23 protein-coding genes are annotated in these 19,312 nt (G+C 65.2%); 7 read left to right on the top strand and 16 right to left on the bottom strand.

The genetic code is table 11. From position 1 onward, the window contains the following. Window positions 1-257: 257 nt before the first annotated feature. Window positions 258-653, bottom strand: a complete 396-nt coding sequence (locus tag A5678_RS25345) for a nuclear transport factor 2 family protein (protein ID WP_068048742.1) — start codon at window positions 651-653, stop codon at window positions 258-260. A gap of 636 nt (window positions 654-1,289) precedes the next feature. Here A5678_RS25345 and A5678_RS25340 point away from each other — a divergent pair. Beyond that, entirely contained in the window at window positions 1,290-2,387 is a 1,098-nt protein-coding gene (locus A5678_RS25340) for a helix-turn-helix transcriptional regulator (RefSeq protein ID WP_068048739.1), read from the top strand. Between the two features lie 272 nt (window positions 2,388-2,659). Here A5678_RS25340 and A5678_RS25335 read toward each other — a convergent pair whose 3' ends face one another. The 9 genes from A5678_RS25335 to A5678_RS25295 form a co-directional block, all read right to left on the bottom strand. Further along, a complete protein-coding gene (locus A5678_RS25335; protein WP_068048736.1) occupies window positions 2,660-3,649 on the bottom strand; it encodes a DMT family transporter in 990 nt (329 codons plus the stop codon). A 33-nt stretch (window positions 3,650-3,682) separates the two neighbouring features. Further along, window positions 3,683-3,874, bottom strand: coding sequence for a hypothetical protein (locus A5678_RS25330; RefSeq protein ID WP_068048734.1), 192 nt, complete (start codon window positions 3,872-3,874; stop codon window positions 3,683-3,685). Window positions 3,875-4,441: 567 nt separating this feature from the next. Beyond that, window positions 4,442-4,885: a nuclear transport factor 2 family protein gene (locus A5678_RS25325; RefSeq protein WP_068048733.1), complete on the bottom strand. Its 444-nt coding sequence runs from the start codon at window positions 4,883-4,885 to the stop codon at window positions 4,442-4,444. A gap of 77 nt (window positions 4,886-4,962) precedes the next feature. Further along, on the bottom strand, window positions 4,963-6,294 hold the full coding sequence (locus tag A5678_RS25320; RefSeq protein ID WP_068048843.1) for a cytochrome P450: 1,332 nt from the start codon (window positions 6,292-6,294) through the stop codon (window positions 4,963-4,965). A 53-nt stretch (window positions 6,295-6,347) separates the two neighbouring features. Further along, window positions 6,348-6,767 (bottom strand): lipoprotein LpqH, encoded by a 420-nt coding sequence (locus A5678_RS25315; protein WP_068048730.1) that lies wholly within the window; start codon window positions 6,765-6,767, stop codon window positions 6,348-6,350. 13 nt (window positions 6,768-6,780) lie between these two features. Further along, window positions 6,781-7,614 (bottom strand): SDR family oxidoreductase, encoded by an 834-nt coding sequence (locus tag A5678_RS25310; protein WP_068048727.1) that lies wholly within the window; start codon window positions 7,612-7,614, stop codon window positions 6,781-6,783. A 6-nt stretch (window positions 7,615-7,620) separates the two neighbouring features. Further along, entirely contained in the window at window positions 7,621-8,094 is a 474-nt protein-coding gene (locus A5678_RS25305) for an SRPBCC family protein (protein ID WP_197502247.1), read from the bottom strand. 38 nt (window positions 8,095-8,132) lie between these two features. Continuing rightward, complete coding sequence (rpfC, locus tag A5678_RS25300) at window positions 8,133-8,543, bottom strand: resuscitation-promoting factor RpfC (protein ID WP_304528373.1); 411 nt, start codon at window positions 8,541-8,543, stop codon at window positions 8,133-8,135. A gap of 132 nt (window positions 8,544-8,675) precedes the next feature. Next, window positions 8,676-9,257 (bottom strand): chorismate mutase, encoded by a 582-nt coding sequence (locus A5678_RS25295; protein ID WP_082945740.1) that lies wholly within the window; start codon window positions 9,255-9,257, stop codon window positions 8,676-8,678. Window positions 9,258-9,311: 54 nt separating this feature from the next. On the opposite strand from A5678_RS25295, the gene A5678_RS25290 reads away from it, so the two are divergent. Further along, the gene (locus A5678_RS25290) at window positions 9,312-9,929 is read left to right on the top strand and encodes a hypothetical protein (protein ID WP_197502246.1); all 618 of its coding nucleotides are present in this window, start codon (window positions 9,312-9,314) and stop codon (window positions 9,927-9,929) included. A gap of 87 nt (window positions 9,930-10,016) precedes the next feature. Here the strand turns inward: A5678_RS25290 and ag85B are convergent, their stop codons facing one another. Then, the gene (gene ag85B, locus A5678_RS25285; protein WP_068048723.1) at window positions 10,017-11,009 is read right to left on the bottom strand and encodes a diacylglycerol acyltransferase/mycolyltransferase Ag85B; all 993 of its coding nucleotides are present in this window, start codon (window positions 11,007-11,009) and stop codon (window positions 10,017-10,019) included. Window positions 11,010-11,569: 560 nt separating this feature from the next. Here ag85B and A5678_RS25280 point away from each other — a divergent pair. Then, window positions 11,570-12,676: a hypothetical protein gene (locus A5678_RS25280; RefSeq protein ID WP_068048719.1), complete on the top strand. Its 1,107-nt coding sequence runs from the start codon at window positions 11,570-11,572 to the stop codon at window positions 12,674-12,676. Window positions 12,677-12,697: 21 nt separating this feature from the next. Here A5678_RS25280 and A5678_RS25275 read toward each other — a convergent pair whose 3' ends face one another. Genes A5678_RS25275 through A5678_RS25265 form a run of 3 tightly spaced genes read right to left on the bottom strand, consistent with a single transcriptional unit; the run spans window position 12,698 to window position 15,569 of the window. Further along, the gene (locus A5678_RS25275) at window positions 12,698-13,246 is read right to left on the bottom strand and encodes a YceI family protein (RefSeq protein ID WP_068048718.1); all 549 of its coding nucleotides are present in this window, start codon (window positions 13,244-13,246) and stop codon (window positions 12,698-12,700) included. A gap of 13 nt (window positions 13,247-13,259) precedes the next feature. Further along, a complete protein-coding gene (locus A5678_RS25270) occupies window positions 13,260-14,273 on the bottom strand; it encodes an alcohol dehydrogenase catalytic domain-containing protein (RefSeq protein WP_068048717.1) in 1,014 nt (337 codons plus the stop codon). 24 nt (window positions 14,274-14,297) lie between these two features. Next, window positions 14,298-15,569, bottom strand: a complete 1,272-nt coding sequence (locus A5678_RS25265) for a cytochrome P450 (protein ID WP_068048716.1) — start codon at window positions 15,567-15,569, stop codon at window positions 14,298-14,300. A 211-nt stretch (window positions 15,570-15,780) separates the two neighbouring features. Here A5678_RS25265 and A5678_RS25260 point away from each other — a divergent pair, with 211 nt between their 5' ends. The 3 genes from A5678_RS25260 to A5678_RS25250 are packed head-to-tail and all read left to right on the top strand — an operon-like array spanning window position 15,781 to window position 16,763. Next, window positions 15,781-16,179, top strand: a complete 399-nt coding sequence (locus A5678_RS25260; protein WP_068048713.1) for a hypothetical protein — start codon at window positions 15,781-15,783, stop codon at window positions 16,177-16,179. 11 nt (window positions 16,180-16,190) lie between these two features. Continuing rightward, window positions 16,191-16,481, top strand: a complete 291-nt coding sequence (locus tag A5678_RS25255) for a hypothetical protein (RefSeq protein ID WP_068048711.1) — start codon at window positions 16,191-16,193, stop codon at window positions 16,479-16,481. Between the two features lie 57 nt (window positions 16,482-16,538). After that, entirely contained in the window at window positions 16,539-16,763 is a 225-nt protein-coding gene (locus tag A5678_RS25250) for a hypothetical protein (protein ID WP_068048708.1), read from the top strand. An 8-nt stretch (window positions 16,764-16,771) separates the two neighbouring features. Here A5678_RS25250 and A5678_RS25245 read toward each other — a convergent pair whose 3' ends face one another. Both A5678_RS25245 and A5678_RS25240 read right to left on the bottom strand, forming a co-directional pair. Then, a complete protein-coding gene (locus A5678_RS25245; protein ID WP_068048704.1) occupies window positions 16,772-17,902 on the bottom strand; it encodes a nitronate monooxygenase in 1,131 nt (376 codons plus the stop codon). A gap of 122 nt (window positions 17,903-18,024) precedes the next feature. Next, complete coding sequence (locus tag A5678_RS25240; RefSeq protein WP_068048702.1) at window positions 18,025-18,489, bottom strand: hypothetical protein; 465 nt, start codon at window positions 18,487-18,489, stop codon at window positions 18,025-18,027. A gap of 153 nt (window positions 18,490-18,642) precedes the next feature. On the opposite strand from A5678_RS25240, the gene A5678_RS25235 reads away from it, so the two are divergent. Then, window positions 18,643-19,312: DUF222 domain-containing protein (locus tag A5678_RS25235; RefSeq protein ID WP_156747081.1), on the top strand; the 670-nt coding region annotated here is incomplete at its 3' end.

Below are 19,312 nucleotides of genomic sequence, written 5' to 3'. Positions count from 1 at the left end.
ACGCGAGTCCGCTCCGACGAGGGCTGTCGCGTCGAAGACCCAGCTGACGTCGGCCGTCGCGAGGTGCTTGTGCTCGACTCGCCAAGGACGGATTTGCGGATCAAGACGGCCAACGGAACCAAGGGCAATGAAATCGTTTGTAGCGCAGGGTGTTCCAGTCCCGAGACTGGGCAGCGCACACATGGCACCGCAGTTTCGCGATCCGGCTTGCTCGGATCGGGCTTGCTCTCGCGTCGGACGCGATATTCCGGCTGAGGCTATTGGCTGGCCGCCACTTGTTTCTTGCCGTACTGCCGCTCCATCATGGCAGTGTCCCCGTACACCTGGACTCGTACTGACTTGCCATCGCGGAGCGCGTAGACCTCGACGTCTTGGCTTGTTTCGCCGCCGACAGTGGCTTGGCTGAGTACGACCACCGTGTCGCCGTCGGCAATGAAACGGTGGGGAGAGATGGTCGGGGCTTTCTCGCCCAATCGCTGGAGGAACTCACCTAGTTCGCCTTTGCCATGGTAGGTGCCGCTGATTACGCTTTCGCCCGGCTGGATCCACTCGATGTTGTCGTCGAACAGACTCATCAGCGTTTCGACGTCGCCGGCGGCGAAGGCTTCGTAGCCCTTCTTGATGACCTCAATGTTCTGGTCTTGCTCCGACATTCCTCAAACTCCCTTCCTGTGGATCCAATATTCGGCCCGCGACGAGGCGGTCCAGTCTTAGGTAAGGCAGCACCGACCGTGGTCGTTGGAGCCGGCACGGTGGCGTTATAAGTGCTCCATCAGACGAGACATTCGCCCGGCCTCGAAATAGTTGCCCTCACGCCGGGGGTAAATAGGTCGCGGCTCGGGCAGCCGAATGTGGATGTGCCCGATTGCTGTAATCAGCGCTGCACTGGGCCAATGACGATGAGTCGTCGCGGGCGCGACTGATAGAGCCGCTGCGGTCTTGAATAAGACTTCCTGCTCGGTGATGAGCACCGGCGCGGAGGCATGTCGCGTAGAGCTCACCGCGGAGGGAGTTTGCTCGACATTCCTCGCCGGGAGATCGGGTAGTGAGTGCGACTTGGGGAGTAAGTGCAACATGGTAGAGGCCTTCTGATGATTGGTGGCTCTTACCGGGGGAGTCACGGCTATCAAACACGTGTAGACAATCACCGTCGGAGGCGCAAAGCGTCATCCAAGTGGATGAGATCCGACTAGTAATTCCCAGGACACTCACAGTAGTATCCACTGGATAACCACAGCGATTAGGGATACCTGGATGCGGATACCCCCCGGTGAATCAGGGGACCGGCGATGGTCACAGTGGAGGAGTTCTCGCGGCTGGTAGCTGGCATCTACGCCGCAGCGGTCACGCCTCAGCAATGGCGAATGGCCATCCGCGAGATTCACTGCGCCGTCGGTGGCACGAACGGCGGGCTCTTTTCGGGCCGTGCCACATCATTGCTTTGCAGCACCGTTCCGATGGCAGCCCTCCAGAGCTACGGGGAGTACTACCACCGGTTAGATCACGTGCTCGCCGCCGTCGAGCATGCTCCGGTCGGTGTGGTGCAGACCGGGACGAAGTTGCTCCCGCTGGTCCGAAACACGGAGTTTGACACCGAATGGTTGCGGCCCCTCGACATCGAGGACGGGTTGTTCGTCCGGCTTACCGGCGAGTCGAGTCCTACTTGCTTCATCGTTGCGGCACCGAAGCGAACGGAGTCGTTCGACACGCTGGAGCGTGTAAAGCTGGTGGGGAGCCTGGTTCCCCACCTGCAGCAGGCGCTCCGCACCCAGCACAAGCTGTCGGCTCTGGCCGACAGGTCCGTTGGGATGGCAGGCGCTCTAGAGGTGGTCCGGCACGGGGTCATCATCGTCGCCGGCGACCACCTGGTGGTTAACCTGAATTCGGCTGCCGAACGGATTCTGCGCAACGAAGACGGGTTGTGCATGCAGTCCGGACGCATCGCTGCGACCAGCTCAGGCGTCGAGCGAGAACTTAATGTCGCCATACGGAACGCCCTCGCCGACGACTGCTCCATCGTTCGCACGAGCCAGTCGCTCACCTGCGTGCGGCCCTCTAGCAGGCGGCCCTACGTCATTCACGTGTTGCCCTCCTACCACCGCGACGCCGATGAGCCACGTAGACAGCCAATGGCATTGGTTCTGGTTATTGATCCAGAGGACGAACCCGAACCTCCTTCAGCACTGTTGCGGCGGCTCTACCACCTGACCCAAGCCGAAGCCGAGATTGCGCTGCGCGTGCTACATGGCGCGGACCTGAGGGAAATCTCAGAGGAGTTGTCGGTGTCGTTGCCGACGGTTCGCACGCATCTGCAGCATGTCTTCGACAAAACCAACACACACCGCCAAGCTGACCTCGTCCGGCTTCTACTCGTGCTGAGTCCTTGACCACACCATGTCCGGCTAGCAGTAACTCCCTCAACACCCCGCTCCTCACAGATCGGAGCCGCGTACACGAGGGTGGGGAGCCCTGTCCGCTTCAACCTGTGCCTTGGTAGGCCGGCTAATGCCCTGGCCTGCGGCGACGGCCCTGGACAGGCCCGTACGTCCGCGGTCCGTCGTCAGCAGTTTTAGTCCGCTCCGTGCTCGGCTCACCTAGTTGTCGCCCAATGTGGTTCCGGCAGCAGACTTGTTCCCGAACCGTCAGCGCGTAGGAACGCTCATGCGGCAGGAGCAGCTGCGCTCGCCAAGAATAGGTTTCGATCGCACCGCGGACCCAACGTTACGCGCGGCCGGGTTAGTGTCTCGGGCCCCGTAGCCTGATCGGAGGTTTCCGCGTTTTGCTCGCTAGTGAGCGCCGCCGTATGGGCCTCGCCGCGGGCCAAAGCCACTATCGCGACGATCACCACTATCACCGCCGACGCCAGGACGATCATGCCCACGCCATCGGCGTTGAGGGTCTCGCCGAGCACCACGATGCCCAGAACCGTTGCCACCGCTGGCTTGGCCACGGTCACCGTCGGCAGTGAGGCGGTCAGCGCACCGGCGCGAAACGCTGACTGCTGAAAGATCATCCCCGCCAACGCCGCCAGTATCCAGACATAGAACTCCGGCGCGCACAGCAGCGCCCCGAAACCATGTCCGGCCGCCGCGACGACGGCTTTGGTTAGCACCGCGAACAGGGCCAGCGACGAACCGGCGACCACCGCCAGCAGTACAGCCGCACGCGGACCGGGCCAAATGCGGGCACCGAGGACACAGAACACCAGTAGCGGACCCAACACCAGTGCCACCACAGTCCAGGTTGTCGGCGACCCCTGCGACTGCCCGGCCTTCGGGTCGCCAACCGTGACGGCCACCGCCAAAGCGGCGGCGAGCACCGTCGCCCACATCCACTGCCGGCGGGTCACCCGCTGTCGGGTCAGCCGCGCATAGACCGGCAGGGCGAATAGCAGCGCCGTCACCTGCAGCGCCGTCACCAACATCACCGACCCGATCCCCAGCGCGGCGGCTTGCAGGCTGTAGTTCGCAACGGCTCCCCCGCCGCCAAGCCACCACCGGGCGTCGCGCAACGACATGCGGAACAACTCCCAGTGGCCGACGGGTTCGTCGGTGACCTCATGCGCGGACTGTTGACGGCTCACCGCGCCGATCGCGGATGCCAGCGCGGCGCACAGGGCGAGCACAACCGCGATATCCGACTTCAACATGGGACCTCCTCAAGATGCCGAGATCACTTCGGGCTAGACCCCGAAGTAGACGCCGTACCTGCTTGTCGCGAGCGCTTTCAACAGCCACAGGGCCAGCCCGGTCCCTGCCAAGGTGCCCAGAGTCACAGTCACGATGAAGGCGACCCGGAAGCTGCTGGAGAGCGCCGCCCGGAGAGGGTTCTGCTGGTCGGCGGCAGCCGACGGGTGGATGTCACTGGCGGTCATTTCATGCTCCTCGTTGATTTGCTTTCGGTCATGTGCGTTGTCGTTGCCCAGTTCATGACGAACCTTGAAGGAAATGGTCGTGGACCAAGCACTGCTTCCGGAATGACCGGGAAGCCAGATTGGGTTGCCTCTAGAGATAGGTTTTCCTATCCATTCAGCAAGCATCGCGCGATCGAGTGCAACCAGCGTCAGTTGAGGCGCCCGCCCTGAAGTCGTCAGACGACCGCACCCGAAATCTCTGCTTTTCGGCACCGCAGTTACTCGTCTCGAGTATCGTCATCGCGCAGCATCGCGAGCGTGACCGCCGCGCGTCGGATCTCGCCCTCCTCGGCCATGACCGACATACTCGAACGCAGTTGCCCAACCTGTTACGGCGACAACGTGGTTGGGTGCGCTGAAGCGTTTCTCAGTCTGGCTACCCAGCCCTGAACATTCCGCTTGGTCAGTTCTGGGGGGAGTGCTGGTGCACTCACACCCCGGGAGAGAAATGACCCAGCAAAGATTCCGTCAAATGGCAACGCTGTCGGCAACGATTACGGGTCTAAATCCGGGCGGTGGATGAGTCGGCTAGACCAAGCTTGTCGCATCAAACACCCAGCTGGTATCCGCATTCGCGAGGTTCTCGAAGTGGTTCGGGGGAGCGAAGCTGACCAGGCTGTTCATGTCCCAATAGTCTTTCCAGACGGTGATCTTGCCGTCGGCGACCTTGTGGACGGTGACGAATCTGAGCACGCCTCGCTCGCCGGTCGTGAACGTCCACGTCTCGGAGTGCTCGTACATCACGTCGGCACCGTTGGAGAGCAGCACGCCGTCGTGGTTCTCGTAACCCGCCAGCGGCTCAAGACCCATCTTGAGCCGCTTGACGATGTCTTCCGGTCCACGCGCCGAAAGCGCCGGAACCGGCATGTCGACGTAGAGGCAGTCATCGGACAAAAACGTCTTGACCGCCTCCCAGTCCCGCCGCGAGAGCGCCTGCCATAGCCCGAGTACGACATCCTCGACCGAGATCATAGAAACGTCTGTCATAGCGCAAATAAACTCGGTTGCCGAACGGGTGTCAACACCGCGGGATTCTCCGGTACGCCCCGCTAGCCGTCGACGCGAGCCATCGACCGTGCCGGCCCCAGCGCGACCGGCAGCGACGACCAGCCCCGCAGCACGCGCGTGTCACGCCTGCTACCCACGCCCGCCGCGCGCACCTCGGGGAAGCGGTCGAAGAACGTACGCAGTCCGACTTCGCCCTCGGCGCGCGCCAGCGCAGCACCTAGGCAGAAGTGCCGGCCGCCGGAGAACGCGAGATGCCTTCCCGCGTTGGGTCGTTCGATGTCGAAGTCGTGCGGCTCGTCGAAGACGGACGGGTCTCGGTTGGCGGCGGCCAGGTAGACCAGCACCAAGTCGCCGCGCTGCAGCCGCTTGCCGGCCAGCTCGACGTCGCCCCGCGCAATCCGCGCGGTCAGCTGTACCGGAGACTCCAGCCGCAGTATCTCTTCGACGGCGTTGGGCCACAGTTCGGGCCGTCGGCGCAGGGTGTCGAGGCGGTCGGGAGCATCGAGGAGCATGCGGATCCCGTTGCCCAGCAAGTTGACCGTGGTCTCGAACCCGGCCGCCAATACCAGCCCGGCGATCGCCTGCAGCTCGTTCTGATCGAGATACGTTTCGGCGGAGCCGCTTTCGGCTATCTGGATCAGCTGGCTCATCAGGTTGTCGCTCGGGATGCGCCGCAGCTGGCTCAGATGCTCGCCGAGCCAGGAGCTGAAGCCGACGAGCCCCCGCTGCACGCTGCGATATTGCCGCCACGTCAATCCGATGTCCAGGCTCGGCGCGGCGAGCTCCCCGAACTCCAGGACGCGCGGCCGGTCACGCTCGGGAACGCCGAGGATGTCGCTGATGATCGCGACCGGAAGTTGCGAGCAGTACCGACCCACAACGTCGACGACCTGCGAGGCGCCGGACTCGGCGGCGAGCTGATCCAACAGGTCGGCGGCGGTCTGCTCCACGCGAGCCCGCAACGCGGCGACCGCCCTCGGAGTGAACACCGCCGACACCGTCTTGCGGTAGCGGGTGTGGTCTGGCGGCTCGACGGCGAGCAGCGACGGTGCGCGAAGCGGATGCAGCAGATCGTCGCGACTGCGGCGCTCAAGCCATCGCAGCGGCCCGGGCAGATTCGCCCCGAACACCAGCACGCGGAAGTCGTCGGAGCGCAACAGCTCGTGGGCGAGCGCATGGTCGGCCGTCAGGTAACTGACGCGACCCTTGAGCAGCGGCCCCGCGGCACGAAGTTCGTCGTAGAACGGCACCGGATCGGCGGCCACCCCGGGATCGGCGATCAGCCTCGCGTGCAGGTCACCGCGCCGGGCCCCGAGCGTCGCGACGCCCCGGATGAAGCCGTGCATCGCCAACCAGTGCAATCGTTCCTTCACCGGCCCCTCCATCGATCGATGCCACCGAGCCTATGCCCGGATGCCGGGCATCGTCAGCACTCGGCGATGATCTTGAACTCCGTCGTGACCACCTTGTTGGGATTGTTGCTGTTGATGCCGTAGGCGCTGCCGGTGATCGTGTACGCATCGTTGGTGACGTCGGCGTGCGCGTCGCCCACGCCGCCTTCCCAGAAGCTGCCGGTGAACCCGTCGACGTTGCGGATCTTCACCCACTGGGGCATCACCCGGTACCCACTGGTCAGCACCACGGCCTCGACGCCGCCGTCACGGTCCTTGATTTCGATGGTGCGGTACTGCTGGTTTTGGCTGCACGCCGGGGGGCGTGTGGTGTGGGTGGCGCCGTCGACTGTCAGCCGGGCCGCTTTGCGGGGTGTGGTTTGGGCCTGCCCGCACCCCGCGACGCCGACACCGGCGATCAGCACGAAAACAACCGCGATCAACCGGTTTCGCACCGGTTCACCTCCTTCATTGCCGCTTCGGCATCAGCGCGGGTAGGGATTTGACGATGCTGCGTCGCACGAGTTCCGGACTCAAACCCTTGAAGAAGTCGATCAAGCGAATGCTCTTGGGCACGTACCAATGCAACCGCTTCGGGTTGTGGTAAGCCTGCCACGCGGCTTCTGCCACACTGCTTGCCGGCATCAAGCGGAACAAGCCCTTCTTGGGTGCGGTGGCCCGAAGCTCTTCGGCGGTCCTCGGCGTGCCGCCGTCGTCGGAGTGATTCGTCGTCGTGGTCAGGATGGCCGTGTCGATCAGGCCGGGCAGCACGTCGGCGACGCGGACCCCGTGCCGGTGCCACTCGACGCTGAGCGCCTCGGTCAAGCCTTTGACGGCATGCTTGGTCGACGAATAAACGGCGAGCCGCGGCATGCCGTAGGTGCCCGACGAGGATGACGTCGAAAACATCAGGCTGCCCGGGCTTTTCTTCAGATACGGCAACGACGCGTAGGCGCCGGTCAGCACCGCCTTGTAGTTGATGTCGACGACGCGCATGGCGGCCTCGTACGGCACGTCCTCGAACCATCCGCTTTCGCCGATGCCGGCGTTGTTCCACATCATGTCGAGCCCACCGTCGCTGTTGCCGGCGCAAAAATCGGCGAGCGCACCCTCCAGGGCCGCCTTGTCCGTCACATCAACTTGGCGGGTCCACAACCGCTCACCGCCGAGTTCTTCCTGCAGCGTCGCCAAGCCGTCACCGTTGCGGTCCACGGCGCCGACCCGCCAACCCTTGGCGTGGAACAGCTTTGCCCCCTCCCGGCCCATGCCGCTGCCCGCCCCGGTGATGAAGACCGATTTCACGGCGCGTCAGCCCGCCTCGACCACATCTTTGATGCGGTTCAGGGTTTTGGTCATGTCGCGCACGTTGCGTCGCTTGCGCAGAAAACCGCCGAACAACCAGTAGAGGCCGAGCCACGGCGCCGGGTTGAGCCGGAAGGACTCCGTCACGTCCGTGCCGCCGCCGCTGGGCGCCAACCGGTAGTGCCAGTTGTTGACCGCCCGATCGCCGAGCAGCACCGCAAACCCGAATTCGCGGCCGGGCTCACAAGCGGTGACCTCGCACGTCGTCCAATACACCGGCCCAATCTCGTTACGCCGAACATGACCACGGAATTTGGCGCCCAGGGCCGGGCCATTCGCGTCGCCCAGCCACTCGGCCTCGAACACTTCGGGGGAGAACCGTCCGATATTGCGAACGTTTGCGATGAGATCCCAGATCTTGTCCGCGGACGCCGCCATATGGACAGTCGCCGAACCTTCCATGGCCTGATCCAAACACAGCTTTCCGTTCGGTCATAGACCGCGAGGACAGTTGATCGTCAGTGCGGCACCGCCGCCTGGATCAGCCCGTTGATGATCTCCTTGATGCCCTGCGCGGGGTGCGAGTACCAACCGATCGGCAGCCCCGACTGAGCGCCGCACTTCGGCCACGCCTCCACACCCTGGTCGGCGAAAACCCGGTTCGCCACGGCGATTTGCTGCTCCCTGGACGCGGCCGCCGGGTTGCCGACGCCGCCGTAACGTTCCCAGGTGCCCGGTTTGAATTGGAGCCCACCGTATTCGCCGTTTCCGGTGTTGGCGTGCCAGTTGCCACCGGACTCGCACTGGGCGATCGCGTCCCAGTTGGGCGTGGGGGCCGAGGTGGCCACACCGGTGGATGAAGCTATCGACGCTGCAACGAACCCGCCGACCGCCAGGGACTTGACGAGAGGCTTGCAGAGAATTTTCATGTCATGGATTTCGGCCGCCGTGGCCAAAGCGTTACCCATTCGAAAATGCCGCGAGATATGCCTTCTATCTGCGGAAACGTCAATAGCCCAGACCAAAAAGAAAGTGTTAGAAAGCGATGAGGAAAAAATAAATTATTGCTGGCAATATGACCGAGTTGCTAACGCCAGCGCCCGTTGATAGAGGGCGTCGAGCCGCCGCGCGCCGATGACGCCGTTTGTGGCGGTGTCGAGCTGTGCGGGGCAGGCCGGCGAATGCAGCAGGTCCCAGTTGTCCACGACCTGGTTCAGCATCGCTTGATTGAGGTCGTCGATCGCCGACCGCGATGCCGACAGGTCCGCCGACTCGCCCGGGGCCTCACCGGGATTGAGTTTCCAATCCGCGAATCGGCTGTACTCGATGCCCTCGGTGGCGCGAATCTGGTCGCCGAATACCCGGGTGACGTAGTCGGGGTCGATCTGCCTGGCCGACGCGTCGGCGGCCATTTTTGCGAGTTCTTGCTCGACGCGGTCCCGGTCTTCGATGGCAACGTGAGTGGTCCACTTGACGGCGGCCACCGGCTCTGCGATTTGTAACCGCTGCGCGGCGACGTCGACCAACCCGGTGAGCGGGCTCGCGTCGTCGGCTCTCGCCGGCGACGCGACCAGGATCGCCAGGCCGACGATCATGCCGCCGCAGCGGGTAGCCAGGTTGATGCGCCGGCTCTGCATGACCATGATTCTGCGGCAGCGCCGGATACTAACGCATTTCGGAGTTAGCCTGAGGTGCTGATGTCGTCGACCATGGACAGTCGCCGCCCGCGCCGCATTGCCGGGAAGCGCGGGAAGTCGTTGCGCTCGAAGCAGATTCGCGCGCTGATCGCCGTTGCGCTGGCGATTCCCTTGTTGCTCGGTGCGGCCTTCATCGTGGTGGATCGCCTGCACTCGACACCCGCCGACGCCCTCGACCATCCCGCCAATCCGGTGAGCGACGATCAGTCCAAGGCTCAGGTCGTCCAGTCGGCCCAGAACATCGTCACCGCAACGGGCCTGCAAGTGTCGTCGGCCGGCTATTCGCTGATGTCCTGCAAAGACCGCGACGACCCGCCGTATCAGGGCTCGATATACCTGACGTTCTCGGTGCCCCCCGCGGCAACGGCCGACACCTACATCACCCGAATCGCCGCGACGCTGACCGGCGATGGCTGGGCCGAGGGCCTACCGCCCAATAATCACGCGTTCGCGAAGACGCTCACCAGGGATGGCATCACCGCGATCGTTTACCGACACGATGACGAACCGCGCCTGGGCGTCTTACGCGTCTACGGTCAGTGCCGGAACATGAACGATCACCGCAGGGACGCGACGGCATGGACGGACATCACCGACCAGTTCGCCGCGACGCATTGATCGGCTGACACCCGAAGGGGCCATGACGCACTACTGCGCCCGACGGCGTCGTCGCCGGGCGCAGTAGCGACCTCGGGGCAGGTGAGGCTATCCGCCGCCGCCGGCCGTGGCACCCAGGGTGCCCTGCAGGTCCGGCTTCATGGCGTTGAGCTGGGCTCCCCAGTACTCCCAGCTGTGTGTTCCGTTGGCGTTGAAGTTGAACACCGCGTTGTGGCCGCCGGCCGCGTTGTACTGGTCCTGGAACTTCAGGTTGCTGCTGCGCACGAAGTTCTCCAGGAACTCGGCGGGCATGTTCGCCCCGCCCAACTCCGACGGAGTGCCGTTACCGCAGTAGATCCAGAGCCGGGTGTTGTTGCCCACCAGCTTGGGGATCTGCAGCGTGGGGTCATTGCGCTGCCACGCGGGGTCGCTCGACGGGCCCCACATGTCGCTCGCCTTGTATCCGCCGGCATCGCCCATCGCGAGGCCGATCAGGGAGGGCCCCATGCCCTGTGAGGGGTCCATCAACGCGGACAGCGAACCGGCATAGATGAACTGGTTCGGGTGGTAGGCGGCGAGGATCAGTGCCGACGAGCCGGCCATGGAGATGCCGACCGCGGCGCTGCCCGTGGACTTGACGCTCTTATTGGAGGCCAGGTACTGCGGCAGCTCACTGGTCAGGAAGGTTTCCCACTTGTAGGTCGTGCAGCCCGCCTTGCCGCAGGCCGGGCTGTACCAGTCGCTGTAGAAGCTGGACTGGCCACCGACGGGCATGACGATCGACAGGCCCGACTGGTAGTACCACTCGAACGCCGGCGTGTTGATGTCCCAGCCGTTGTAGTCGTCCTGGGCGCGCAACCCGTCGAGCAGATACACCGCGGGGGAGCCGTTGCCGCCGCTTTGGAACTGGACCTTGATGTTGCGGCCCATACCGGCGGACGGCACCTGCAGGTATTCAACCGGCAGGCCCGGGCGGGAGAACGCTCCCGCGGTCGGTGCGCCGCCGGCAAGACCGATCAGCCCCGGGAGGGTGACAGCCGCTGCTGCACCGACTAAAAGCCGGCGCCCCCAGGCCCGGACCATCTCGCTCAGATCTGTCATACCTTCCCCTTGTCGTGTGTGACCGTCGTCTCAGGCAGGAATTTACAGGGCGAATAGCCCGAATGTCGATCGGGACGCGGGGATGTCTCAGTTTGGTATCGCAATTTCTTCGCCAATTGCGCTCGCGGGATAACAGCGCCGCAACGTCCGCACCGGTTGGCCCGCGACCGGTTTTGACGGCTGGGCCCCCCAAAAACGCCTGGCAGCGGGGCCGAGGGCGGGGCGCGCCCTAATGCGAAAAGCCGCCATTTTCGACCCCGCCACGACCTCGAGCGGGGCCGCGACGCCGAACCACCCCCGGAAAAGGTCGATTCGGTATACGTAAGCCGTTTATCGCCGCGAGAGGAAGGCATGGTTTCCTGACCGGCTGCTTGCCCGGTGAGGATGGAACCGAGGCAGCCCGACTTGCGTCGACCGCGTAGGCTCTCACGGAGCAAGCCGACGGAGACCACGTTATCTCGGTCCGTTCCGGCCCTCACGACCCACCTGACCAGGGGCTTTCTGGCGCGCGTGGGTGCGCTGAGGTCGCCGGAGGGCCGGGATCGATTGGGGCATAAGTTTTGGACACGGTACTTGGGCTATCAGTGACGCCGACCGCCGTTGGGTGGGTCCTCGCTGAAGGACACGGCGCAGACGGCACCATCCTGGATCATCAGGAGCTGGCGCTGGACGCCGGTCACGGCGCGCGCGCCGTCAGTACCGCGGAGCAAGTAGCGGACGAGATCAAACGGGTGGAAGCGCAGGCGGCCGCCAGCGACCATCGGTTGCGAGTTATAGGGGTGACCTGGAACGACGACGCGGCAGCCCACGCCGCGTTGCTGCTGGAAGCCCTGACCGACGCGGGCTTCGACAACGTCGTGCCGGTCCGGCAACTCGAGGCGGTCGAGACACTGGCGCAGGCCATCGCGCCGGTCATCGGGTACGAGCAGACCGCGGTCTGCCTCCTCGAACACGACTCGACGACCGTCGTCATGGTCGACACCCGGGACGGGGAAACGCAGACGGCGACCAAGCAGGTGCGTGGGGGCTTCGACTGCCTGACTCGCTGGCTGACCGGGATGTTCGACCGCAATGGCTGGCAGCCGGGTGGGGTGGTGGTCATCGGCGCGCACCACGACATCGACGGCTTGTCCTGGCATCTCGAAAACACGCTGCCGGTACCGGTCTTCATGCAGGCGATGGCGCAGGTGACCATCGCGCGGGGCGCGGCGCTGACCGCCGCCCGAAGCACCGAGTTCACCGATGACCAGCTGGTGGTGCACCGCGATGAACCCGTCGCCGCGGCCGTGTCGCCGCGCAAGGTGTCGTACGCCGGGGCCGTGACCACTCTGGCCGCCGGTGTGGTCACCTTTGTCTGCTCGCTATCGCTTGCGGTCGGCATCCAGCTGGCACCGGCCGGTAAGCCCGCTTTGCGGCACACGGAGCACCCGCCGACGCCGCAAGTGGCGGAGGCCGTGGCGCCGCCCCCGGCCGTCGCGCCGCTGACCCCGCAGGCGAAAGTCCCCGCCGGTGAACCGATCACGGAAGCCGCCGCGCCCGACGAGCAGCAGCCGGAGCCCAGCAGCCGGCAGCCCTACCTGACGCGGATGCTCGAACACATACCGGGCGACACCGGGGACCCGACGGGCGCCTCGGCCTCCCAGGCGCCCGCCCAGCCGCAGCCCTGACGTCGGCGTCGGGACAGCTGCTCAGGCGTCTTTCGCGTGCACCGCGGTGAAGGACACCGAAACGTCATCGGCGACCTGGACCGAACCCATCAGCAGCGAGTACGGCTTGATGCCGTAGTCGGTCTGCCGGACCGTTGATTCGGCGGACATGCGCCATGCGTCCCCGAGATCCTCTGTGCGCAGATCGATTACGTGGTCCCGCGACTTTCCCCGGACTTCGAGTTGGCCGGTGAGCCGGTACCCGTCGTCGGTCTTGTCGATGGCCCGCGTGAAGAAGCGGATCTGGGGAAACCGGCCGGCGTCCAACGACTTCAAGGCGTTGGACCGCACCAAAACCTTCTCGGGCGCCGACAATCCCTTCACGCCGCCTTCGCCGCGCAACACCTCGAAGGAATCCGTTTCGACCACCAGCTCCACGGTCGCGGGTTCCGAGCCGGCCCAGCCCACGGTGCCACGCCAGCGGGTCATCGCAATGGTGAGGCGATGACCCATTCGCGCCGCTCGTCCGCGAACCCCCGTGGCAAGGAGTAGGTCGCCGTCGGCTGCGTCCAAGCTCCACACGTCGGTCATAGGCCGACTGTAATCACATTGTCAGCACCGTGCGATAGTGCGCGCGCCCTTGCTCCAAAGCCGCGTATCCGTCGGCGGCTTGAGACAGCGGTAACTCCTCCACCCACGCCCGCACGCCGGACAGGACGGCGAAATGCATGGTTTCTTCAACGTCTTTCGCCGTGCCGGAAGGATGACCGATCACGCTGTACCCCGGGGTGATCAGTTGGACCGGGCTGATGGGCAGGGGATCTGCGGTCACACCGATGGTGACCAGTTGGCCTTGCGGCAACAACCCGCCAAGGGTGTCGGCCATGGCCGCCGCGTTGGCCGCGGTGGCCAGGACGACCGCCATTCCGCCCAAGTCCTGCAACGCTTTCGCGACGTCACCGCTCGTGGAGTCGACGTAGTGATGAGCCCCCAGGGTTCGGGCGTCCTCGGCTTTGGCGGCGCCACGAGCGATGGCAACGGTCTCGAAGCCCATCGCGCGGGCGAACTGCACCCCGAGATGACCCAGACCGCCAACGCCCAGGATCGCCACGCGGTCACCGGGCACGGCATTCGTCTGGCGCAGCGCGTGATAGGTGGTGACCCCCGCGCAGCCCATCGGCGCCGCTTCCAAATCGGAGAGCTCCGATGGGATGCGCGCCAATGCGCTGGCCGGCACCGTCACCGACTCCGCGTACCCGCCGGGATAGTGCCAGCTCGGCACCTTGCCGTTCACGCAATGGATGAAGATCCCCTTGCGGCAGGGATCGCACCGGAAGCAGCAGCCACCGAACCACCCGACCGCGACCCGGTCGCCGACCGCAAACCCCTCGACACCGTCGCCGAGTTCCGCGATCCGCCCGGCGATTTCGTGCCCCGGGGTCAACGGCCAGGACATGTTGGGGAAGTGGCCGTTGACGAATTCGCGATCGGTGCCGCACACCCCGCATGCGGTGACCGCTATCCGCACCTCGTCGCGACCGGGCGGCTGCGTGTCGACGTCGGCGAGCTCCAATGGGCCGCCTGCGGACTGGATCCGGACGGCTTGATGCGTTGGCATTGACTTAGCTTAATGCGCGACAAGTCATTTCGTCGCGCCGGTGGTGTGGTAGTCGACTTGCCAGTGCTTGATCCCGTTGAGCCAGCCCGACCGCAGCCGTTCGGGCTTTCCGATCGATTCCAGGTTCGGGATGCCGTCGGCGATCGCATTGAACATCAGGTCGATGGTCATGCGCGCCAGGTTCGCCCCGATGCAGTAATGCGCGCCGGTGCCGCCGAACCCGACGTGCGGGTTGGGGTCGCGCAGGATGTTGAATGTGAACGGGTCTTCGAAGACGTCCTCGTCGAAATTGGCTGAGCGGTAGACCATCACCACCCGTTGGCCCTTCTTGATTTGCACGCCGGACAATTCGTAGTCCTGAAGCGCGGTGCGCTGGAAGGACGTCACCGGGGTGGCCCAGCGGACGATCTCGTCGGCCGCGGTGGCGGGACGCTCCCGCTTGAACAGCTCCCACTGATCGGGAAAGTCGGTGAAGGCCATCATGCCCTGGGTGATGGAGTTGCGGGTGGTCTCGTTGCCCGCCACGGCCAGCAGGATGACGAAGAACCCGAACTCGTCGTCGGAAAGCTTGTGGCCGTCGATGTCGGCCTGGACCAGTTTGGTGACGAGGTCTTCCCCCGGATTCTTCGTCCGCTCCGCGGCCATCTGCATGCCATACATGATGAGTTCGACGGAAGCGGTGATGGCGTCGTTGTTGGCGAACTCCGGGTCCTGGTCGCCGACCATCTCATTGGACCAGTGGAAAAGCTTCTTGCGTTCTTCCTGTGGCACACCCATCAACCCGGCGATCGCCTGCAACGGCAACTCGCACGAGACCTGCTCGACGAAGTCACCCCGTCCCTGGGCGGCCGCTTCCTCGACGATGCGCCGGGCGCGCTCCGCGAGGTCGCCGCGCAGGCGCTCGATGGCTCGCGGAGTGAATGCCCGCGAGATGATCTTGCGCAGCCGGGTGTGTTGCGGCGCATCCATGTTCAGCAGCACGAACTTGCCGCGTTCGATCTGCTCGCCGACCGTGCCGTCCTTATAGCGCGGCAGCGCGGTCTTTTGCAGGCTGGAGAAGACATCGCTGCGCAGCGATACCTCTTTGACGTCCTTGTGCTTGGACACCACCCAGAAGCCGCCGTCGTCGAATCCGCCCACCCCGATCGGCTGCTCGTTCCACCAGATCGGCGCGGTCCGCCGCAGTTCGGCCAGTTCCTCCACCGGCAGTCGCTCGGCGTGGATGTCCGGGTCGGTGAAGTCGAATCCGGGCGGGAGATTGGGGACCGGCTTGGCGGTTGGCTCGACGGTTGGCATGGCCCGCTCCTCGATGACGAAGTGGTCTAGTCGTCTTTGTGCAAATAAACCATTGCCGCACCACGGTTGGGAAGCGTTGACGCAAGATCGCCCGGTGCAAATTGGAACGTGTTCCTCGTTTCGCAGCCCGACCGCCAATACGGTCTTGTGAGCGACGTCCCGATGGATATGCTTTGGTGCAGGTCACCGGCGACGACAGGCGGGGTGGAACATGATTCGGGAACTGCTCAGCGCCGCTTCTATAGCGGGCATTGCGATTGGCTTGGCGCCGTGCGCGGCAGCCGGATACGACGGCGACGTGCCGGGGATGAACTATGACGCGTCGCTGGGAGCGCCGTGCGACAACTATGAGCGCTTTATCTTCGGCCGGGGCCCCAGCGGCCAGGCCGAGGCGTGCCACTTCCCTCCGCCCAACCAGTTCCCGGCGGCCACCACCGGATACTGGGTCATCTCCTATCCGCTGTACGGGGTGCAGCAGGCGGGCGCGAAGTGCCCTGGGCCGCAAGCCGCGGCGCAGTCGGATCGCGGGCTGCCCATGCTGTGCCTGGGGGAGCGGGGTTGGCAGGAGGGATGGTTCACCGGGGCGGGGTTCTTCCCTCCGGCCGAATGACCGGCTGAGCCGTGGACGACGGCGGACCCGGCGAGGTCCTCGTCCCGCGCTGGCTGCGTTTCGTCCTCGCGTCGGATCGCGCCGGCTCGGCGTGGTACATCGGGACGGGCTTCTTTTTCGCACCGGTTTTCGCGGTGCTGTCGCCGTGGCCCGTCGTCACCGCCGTGCTGTGGGCGGTCATCGGGCTGGCCGGACTTTGGCTGGGCCTGCTGGGCATCGCGATGGCCGTCGGGCTGGCCCAAATATTGCGGTCCGGGGCCGAGATCCCCGAATCCTATTGGCGCACCTTGGTCAACTACTAGGAACGGCGCCCGGTCTAGAGTCATAGCCAACTGTCCTGCGACGAGAGGAGACTCGAGATGGGCTTCAGCCCGAAAGATGCGGTCGACGCGGCCAAGGACATCGCGACCAACGCGGTCGAGAAGGCCTCCGACATCGTCGAATACGCCGGCGACATCATCCGGGGAGACATCTCCGGCGGCACCAGCGGCATCGTCCAGAACTCGATCGAAATCGGCACGTACGCGGTGGACCGGACGAGGGAGATGTTCAGCGGCCGCGACGCGCTCGACGACGAGGTCTAGCTCCGCCGTCAGACGGAGGCGGCCTCGTTCAGCTCGTCCAGCCTGTTCGTCGCTTCCAGGTACTCCTGCACCCAGCGCTCGATGACCGTCGCCGTCTTCTCCACCTTGGTGAACTGGCCAACCACCTGACCGACCGGGTTGAACGCGACGTCGACGGACTCGTTGGGGTACCGGTTCGTGGCCCGCACCGCCATGCCGGAAACCATGTACTGCAGCGGCATTCCGAGCGGCTTCGGGTTGTCCGGCTGTTCCCACGCCTCGGTCCAGTCGTTGCGCAACATGCGGGCCGGCTTACCGGTGAACGACCGGCTGCGGACGGTATCCCGGCTACCCGCCTTGACGTACGCCTGTTGCTGAACCGGTGTGTTCGAGGACTCCTCGACCATCAGCCACTGCGAGCCAGTCCACGCCCCTTGGGCACCCAGCGCCAGAGCCGCCGCGATCTGCTGGCCGCTGCCGATACCGCCGGCCGCCAGCACCGGCACCGGGGCGACCTCCTTGACCACCTGCGGCCACAACACGATCGAGCCCACCTCGCCGCAGTGCCCACCGGCCTCGCCGCCCTGGGCGATGATGATGTCGACGCCCGCGTCCGCGTGCTTGCGAGCCTGCGAGGGCGACCCGCACAGCGCGGCGACCTTGAGTCCCGCCTCGTGGATGTGCTTGATCATGTCGGCCGGGGGAGTGCCGAGCGCGTTGGCGATCATCTTCACCTTCGGGTGCTTGAGCGCGACCTCGACCTGGGGCGTGGCGGTCGCCTCGGTCCACCCGAGCAGCTGGAGGCTGTCGCCGTCGCTGTCCTCGATCGGCACGCCGTGGTCGGCGAGGATCTTCTTGCCGAAGTCGAGATGCTCTTGGGGCACCATCTTGCGCAGCGTCTCGGCCAGCTCCTCGGCGGAGAGGTGCGAGTCCATGCCCTCATACTTGTTCGGGATGACGATGTCGACGCCGTACGGGTGGTCGCCGATGTTCTCGTCGATCCAGTTGAGCTCGATCTCGAGCTGCTCGGGGGTGAAACCGACCGCGCCGAGCACGCCGAAACCGCCGGCCTTGCTGACCGCGACCACGACATCACGACAGTGGGTGAACGCGAAGATCGGAAACTCGATACCAAGCTCATCGCAGATGGCGGTGTGCATGCCTACTCCTGGGACGCGGAACCGATGCAAACAAATTGAAACGTGTTCTAGTTTAGTACGGACGGCATTGACGTGGCCAGCGGGTCCTGACCTGGGTCTTGTCACTACGGCCCGTCGGCCGCTCAGAGTGCCGCGCTGCGCACCACCCACAGCACCACGAACGCGAACATGCAGCCGGCGCACAAGAGGTGATCGCGGCAGACGGACCGCGCCAGGCGAGTCTGCTCGGGCGGGCCGTCCGCTCGCCGCCCGAGCCGCATCGCGTCGGGAACCGTTTGCGTCAGCGCCAGCATCGTGGGAGTCCCCGCGAGGAGGGCCGACAGCACCAGAAGCCACCAGGGGTCGTGCCCGCGCGCGGACTGGTAGGTCAACGCGCCCAGCAGGACCACCATGACGGCGGCGATCAGCCGGCCCATCGGGCGCGACGTGGTTGTCGCGCGATGGTAGTAAGCCGCGATGGAGGCGAGCACGGCCTCGGGGAGATCGCTTGGCGCAGAACGGAATCGAAGGACCTGCACATCGAATATCAGATCCATCCACAAGACGGCGAACAGGAATCCGCCGCAGGCCGTGAGTAACGAGGCCATGACGCTCCTCCATCTCCGGCTCACCGGGAGCACTCGTAGACGTGGACCCATTGTTTCGCAGCAGCGCAAGATGGAGCGGATTCACTTCTGTCACTTCGGTTTCAGTGGTATCTGGGGGCCGTTCTTGTCGGTGGGTGGTCGTACTATTCGAACATGCATTCGAGTGATCGCGAGGGCATCGCGGCGGACTACGCAGCGCTGAGCGAGGTTGTTTCCCGCATCCTCGGGCATTCTTACGATGCCTTGACCACCCCGGAATGCCTCGCGAATCTCGAACTGCTCGAACGCGAAATGCGGCGGCTGCCCGCGGCAAGCCATGAGCTGATCAACCAGATCGAGGGCCAAGCCACCCCGGCCGAGCTCGGCGGCACGTTCACCCACGTGCTGGCCGACCGCCTGCGCATCAGCCGCGGGGAAGCCACCCGCCGGGTCACCGACGCCCGCGCCCTCGGCACCCGGCGCACGCTGACCGGCGAGCCGCTCGCACCGCGGTATGCGGCCACCGCGGCCGCCCAACGCGCCGGACACATCGGCGCCTCCCACATCGCCGTCATCCACCGCTTCTTCGACGAACTGCCCTGCTGGGTCGACGCCCCCACTCGGGATGCCGCCGAGGCAGACCTTGCCCGCTGGGCCAGCCAACAGCGTCCCGAAGGCCTGCGCAAAGTCGCCGACCGCATCACCTGCTGCCTCAACCCTGACGGCAACTACACCGATGCCGATCGCGCGCGGCGGCGCGGCCTGATCTTGGGGAGCCAAGACTGCGACGGCATGTCCAAGCTGAGTGGGTGGCTCACCCCCGAAGCCCGCGCCACCTGGGAAG

It is taken from the genome of Mycobacterium sp. E2733, assembly GCF_001667585.1.
Taxonomy (GTDB): domain Bacteria; phylum Actinomycetota; class Actinomycetes; order Mycobacteriales; family Mycobacteriaceae; genus Mycobacterium.
The sequence above is the reverse complement of the archived record's forward strand: the minus strand, read 5'-3'. Positions and strand labels throughout refer to the sequence as shown.

Coding starts and splice junctions, on each gene's coding strand:
- A5678_RS25345 (WP_068048742.1), bottom strand. CDS start 653: ATGTCGGAGCAAGACCAGAACATTGAGGTCATCAAGAAGGGCTACGAA.
- A5678_RS25340 (WP_068048739.1), top strand. CDS start 1,290: ATGGTCACAGTGGAGGAGTTCTCGCGGCTGGTAGCTGGCATCTACGCC.
- A5678_RS25335 (WP_068048736.1), bottom strand. CDS start 3,649: ATGTTGAAGTCGGATATCGCGGTTGTGCTCGCCCTGTGCGCCGCGCTG.
- A5678_RS25330 (WP_068048734.1), bottom strand. CDS start 3,874: ATGACCGCCAGTGACATCCACCCGTCGGCTGCCGCCGACCAGCAGAAC.
- A5678_RS25325 (WP_068048733.1), bottom strand. CDS start 4,885: ATGATCTCGGTCGAGGATGTCGTACTCGGGCTATGGCAGGCGCTCTCG.
- rpfC (WP_304528373.1), bottom strand. CDS start 8,543: ATGAAAATTCTCTGCAAGCCTCTCGTCAAGTCCCTGGCGGTCGGCGGG.
- A5678_RS25295 (WP_082945740.1), bottom strand. CDS start 9,257: ATGGTCATGCAGAGCCGGCGCATCAACCTGGCTACCCGCTGCGGCGGC.
- A5678_RS25290 (WP_197502246.1), top strand. CDS start 9,312: ATGTCGTCGACCATGGACAGTCGCCGCCCGCGCCGCATTGCCGGGAAG.
- ag85B (WP_068048723.1), bottom strand. CDS start 11,009: ATGACAGATCTGAGCGAGATGGTCCGGGCCTGGGGGCGCCGGCTTTTA.
- A5678_RS25275 (WP_068048718.1), bottom strand. CDS start 13,246: ATGACCGACGTGTGGAGCTTGGACGCAGCCGACGGCGACCTACTCCTT.
- A5678_RS25270 (WP_068048717.1), bottom strand. CDS start 14,273: ATGCCAACGCATCAAGCCGTCCGGATCCAGTCCGCAGGCGGCCCATTG.
- A5678_RS25265 (WP_068048716.1), bottom strand. CDS start 15,569: ATGCCAACCGTCGAGCCAACCGCCAAGCCGGTCCCCAATCTCCCGCCC.
- A5678_RS25260 (WP_068048713.1), top strand. CDS start 15,781: ATGATTCGGGAACTGCTCAGCGCCGCTTCTATAGCGGGCATTGCGATT.
- A5678_RS25250 (WP_068048708.1), top strand. CDS start 16,539: ATGGGCTTCAGCCCGAAAGATGCGGTCGACGCGGCCAAGGACATCGCG.
- A5678_RS25245 (WP_068048704.1), bottom strand. CDS start 17,902: ATGCACACCGCCATCTGCGATGAGCTTGGTATCGAGTTTCCGATCTTC.
- A5678_RS25240 (WP_068048702.1), bottom strand. CDS start 18,489: ATGGCCTCGTTACTCACGGCCTGCGGCGGATTCCTGTTCGCCGTCTTG.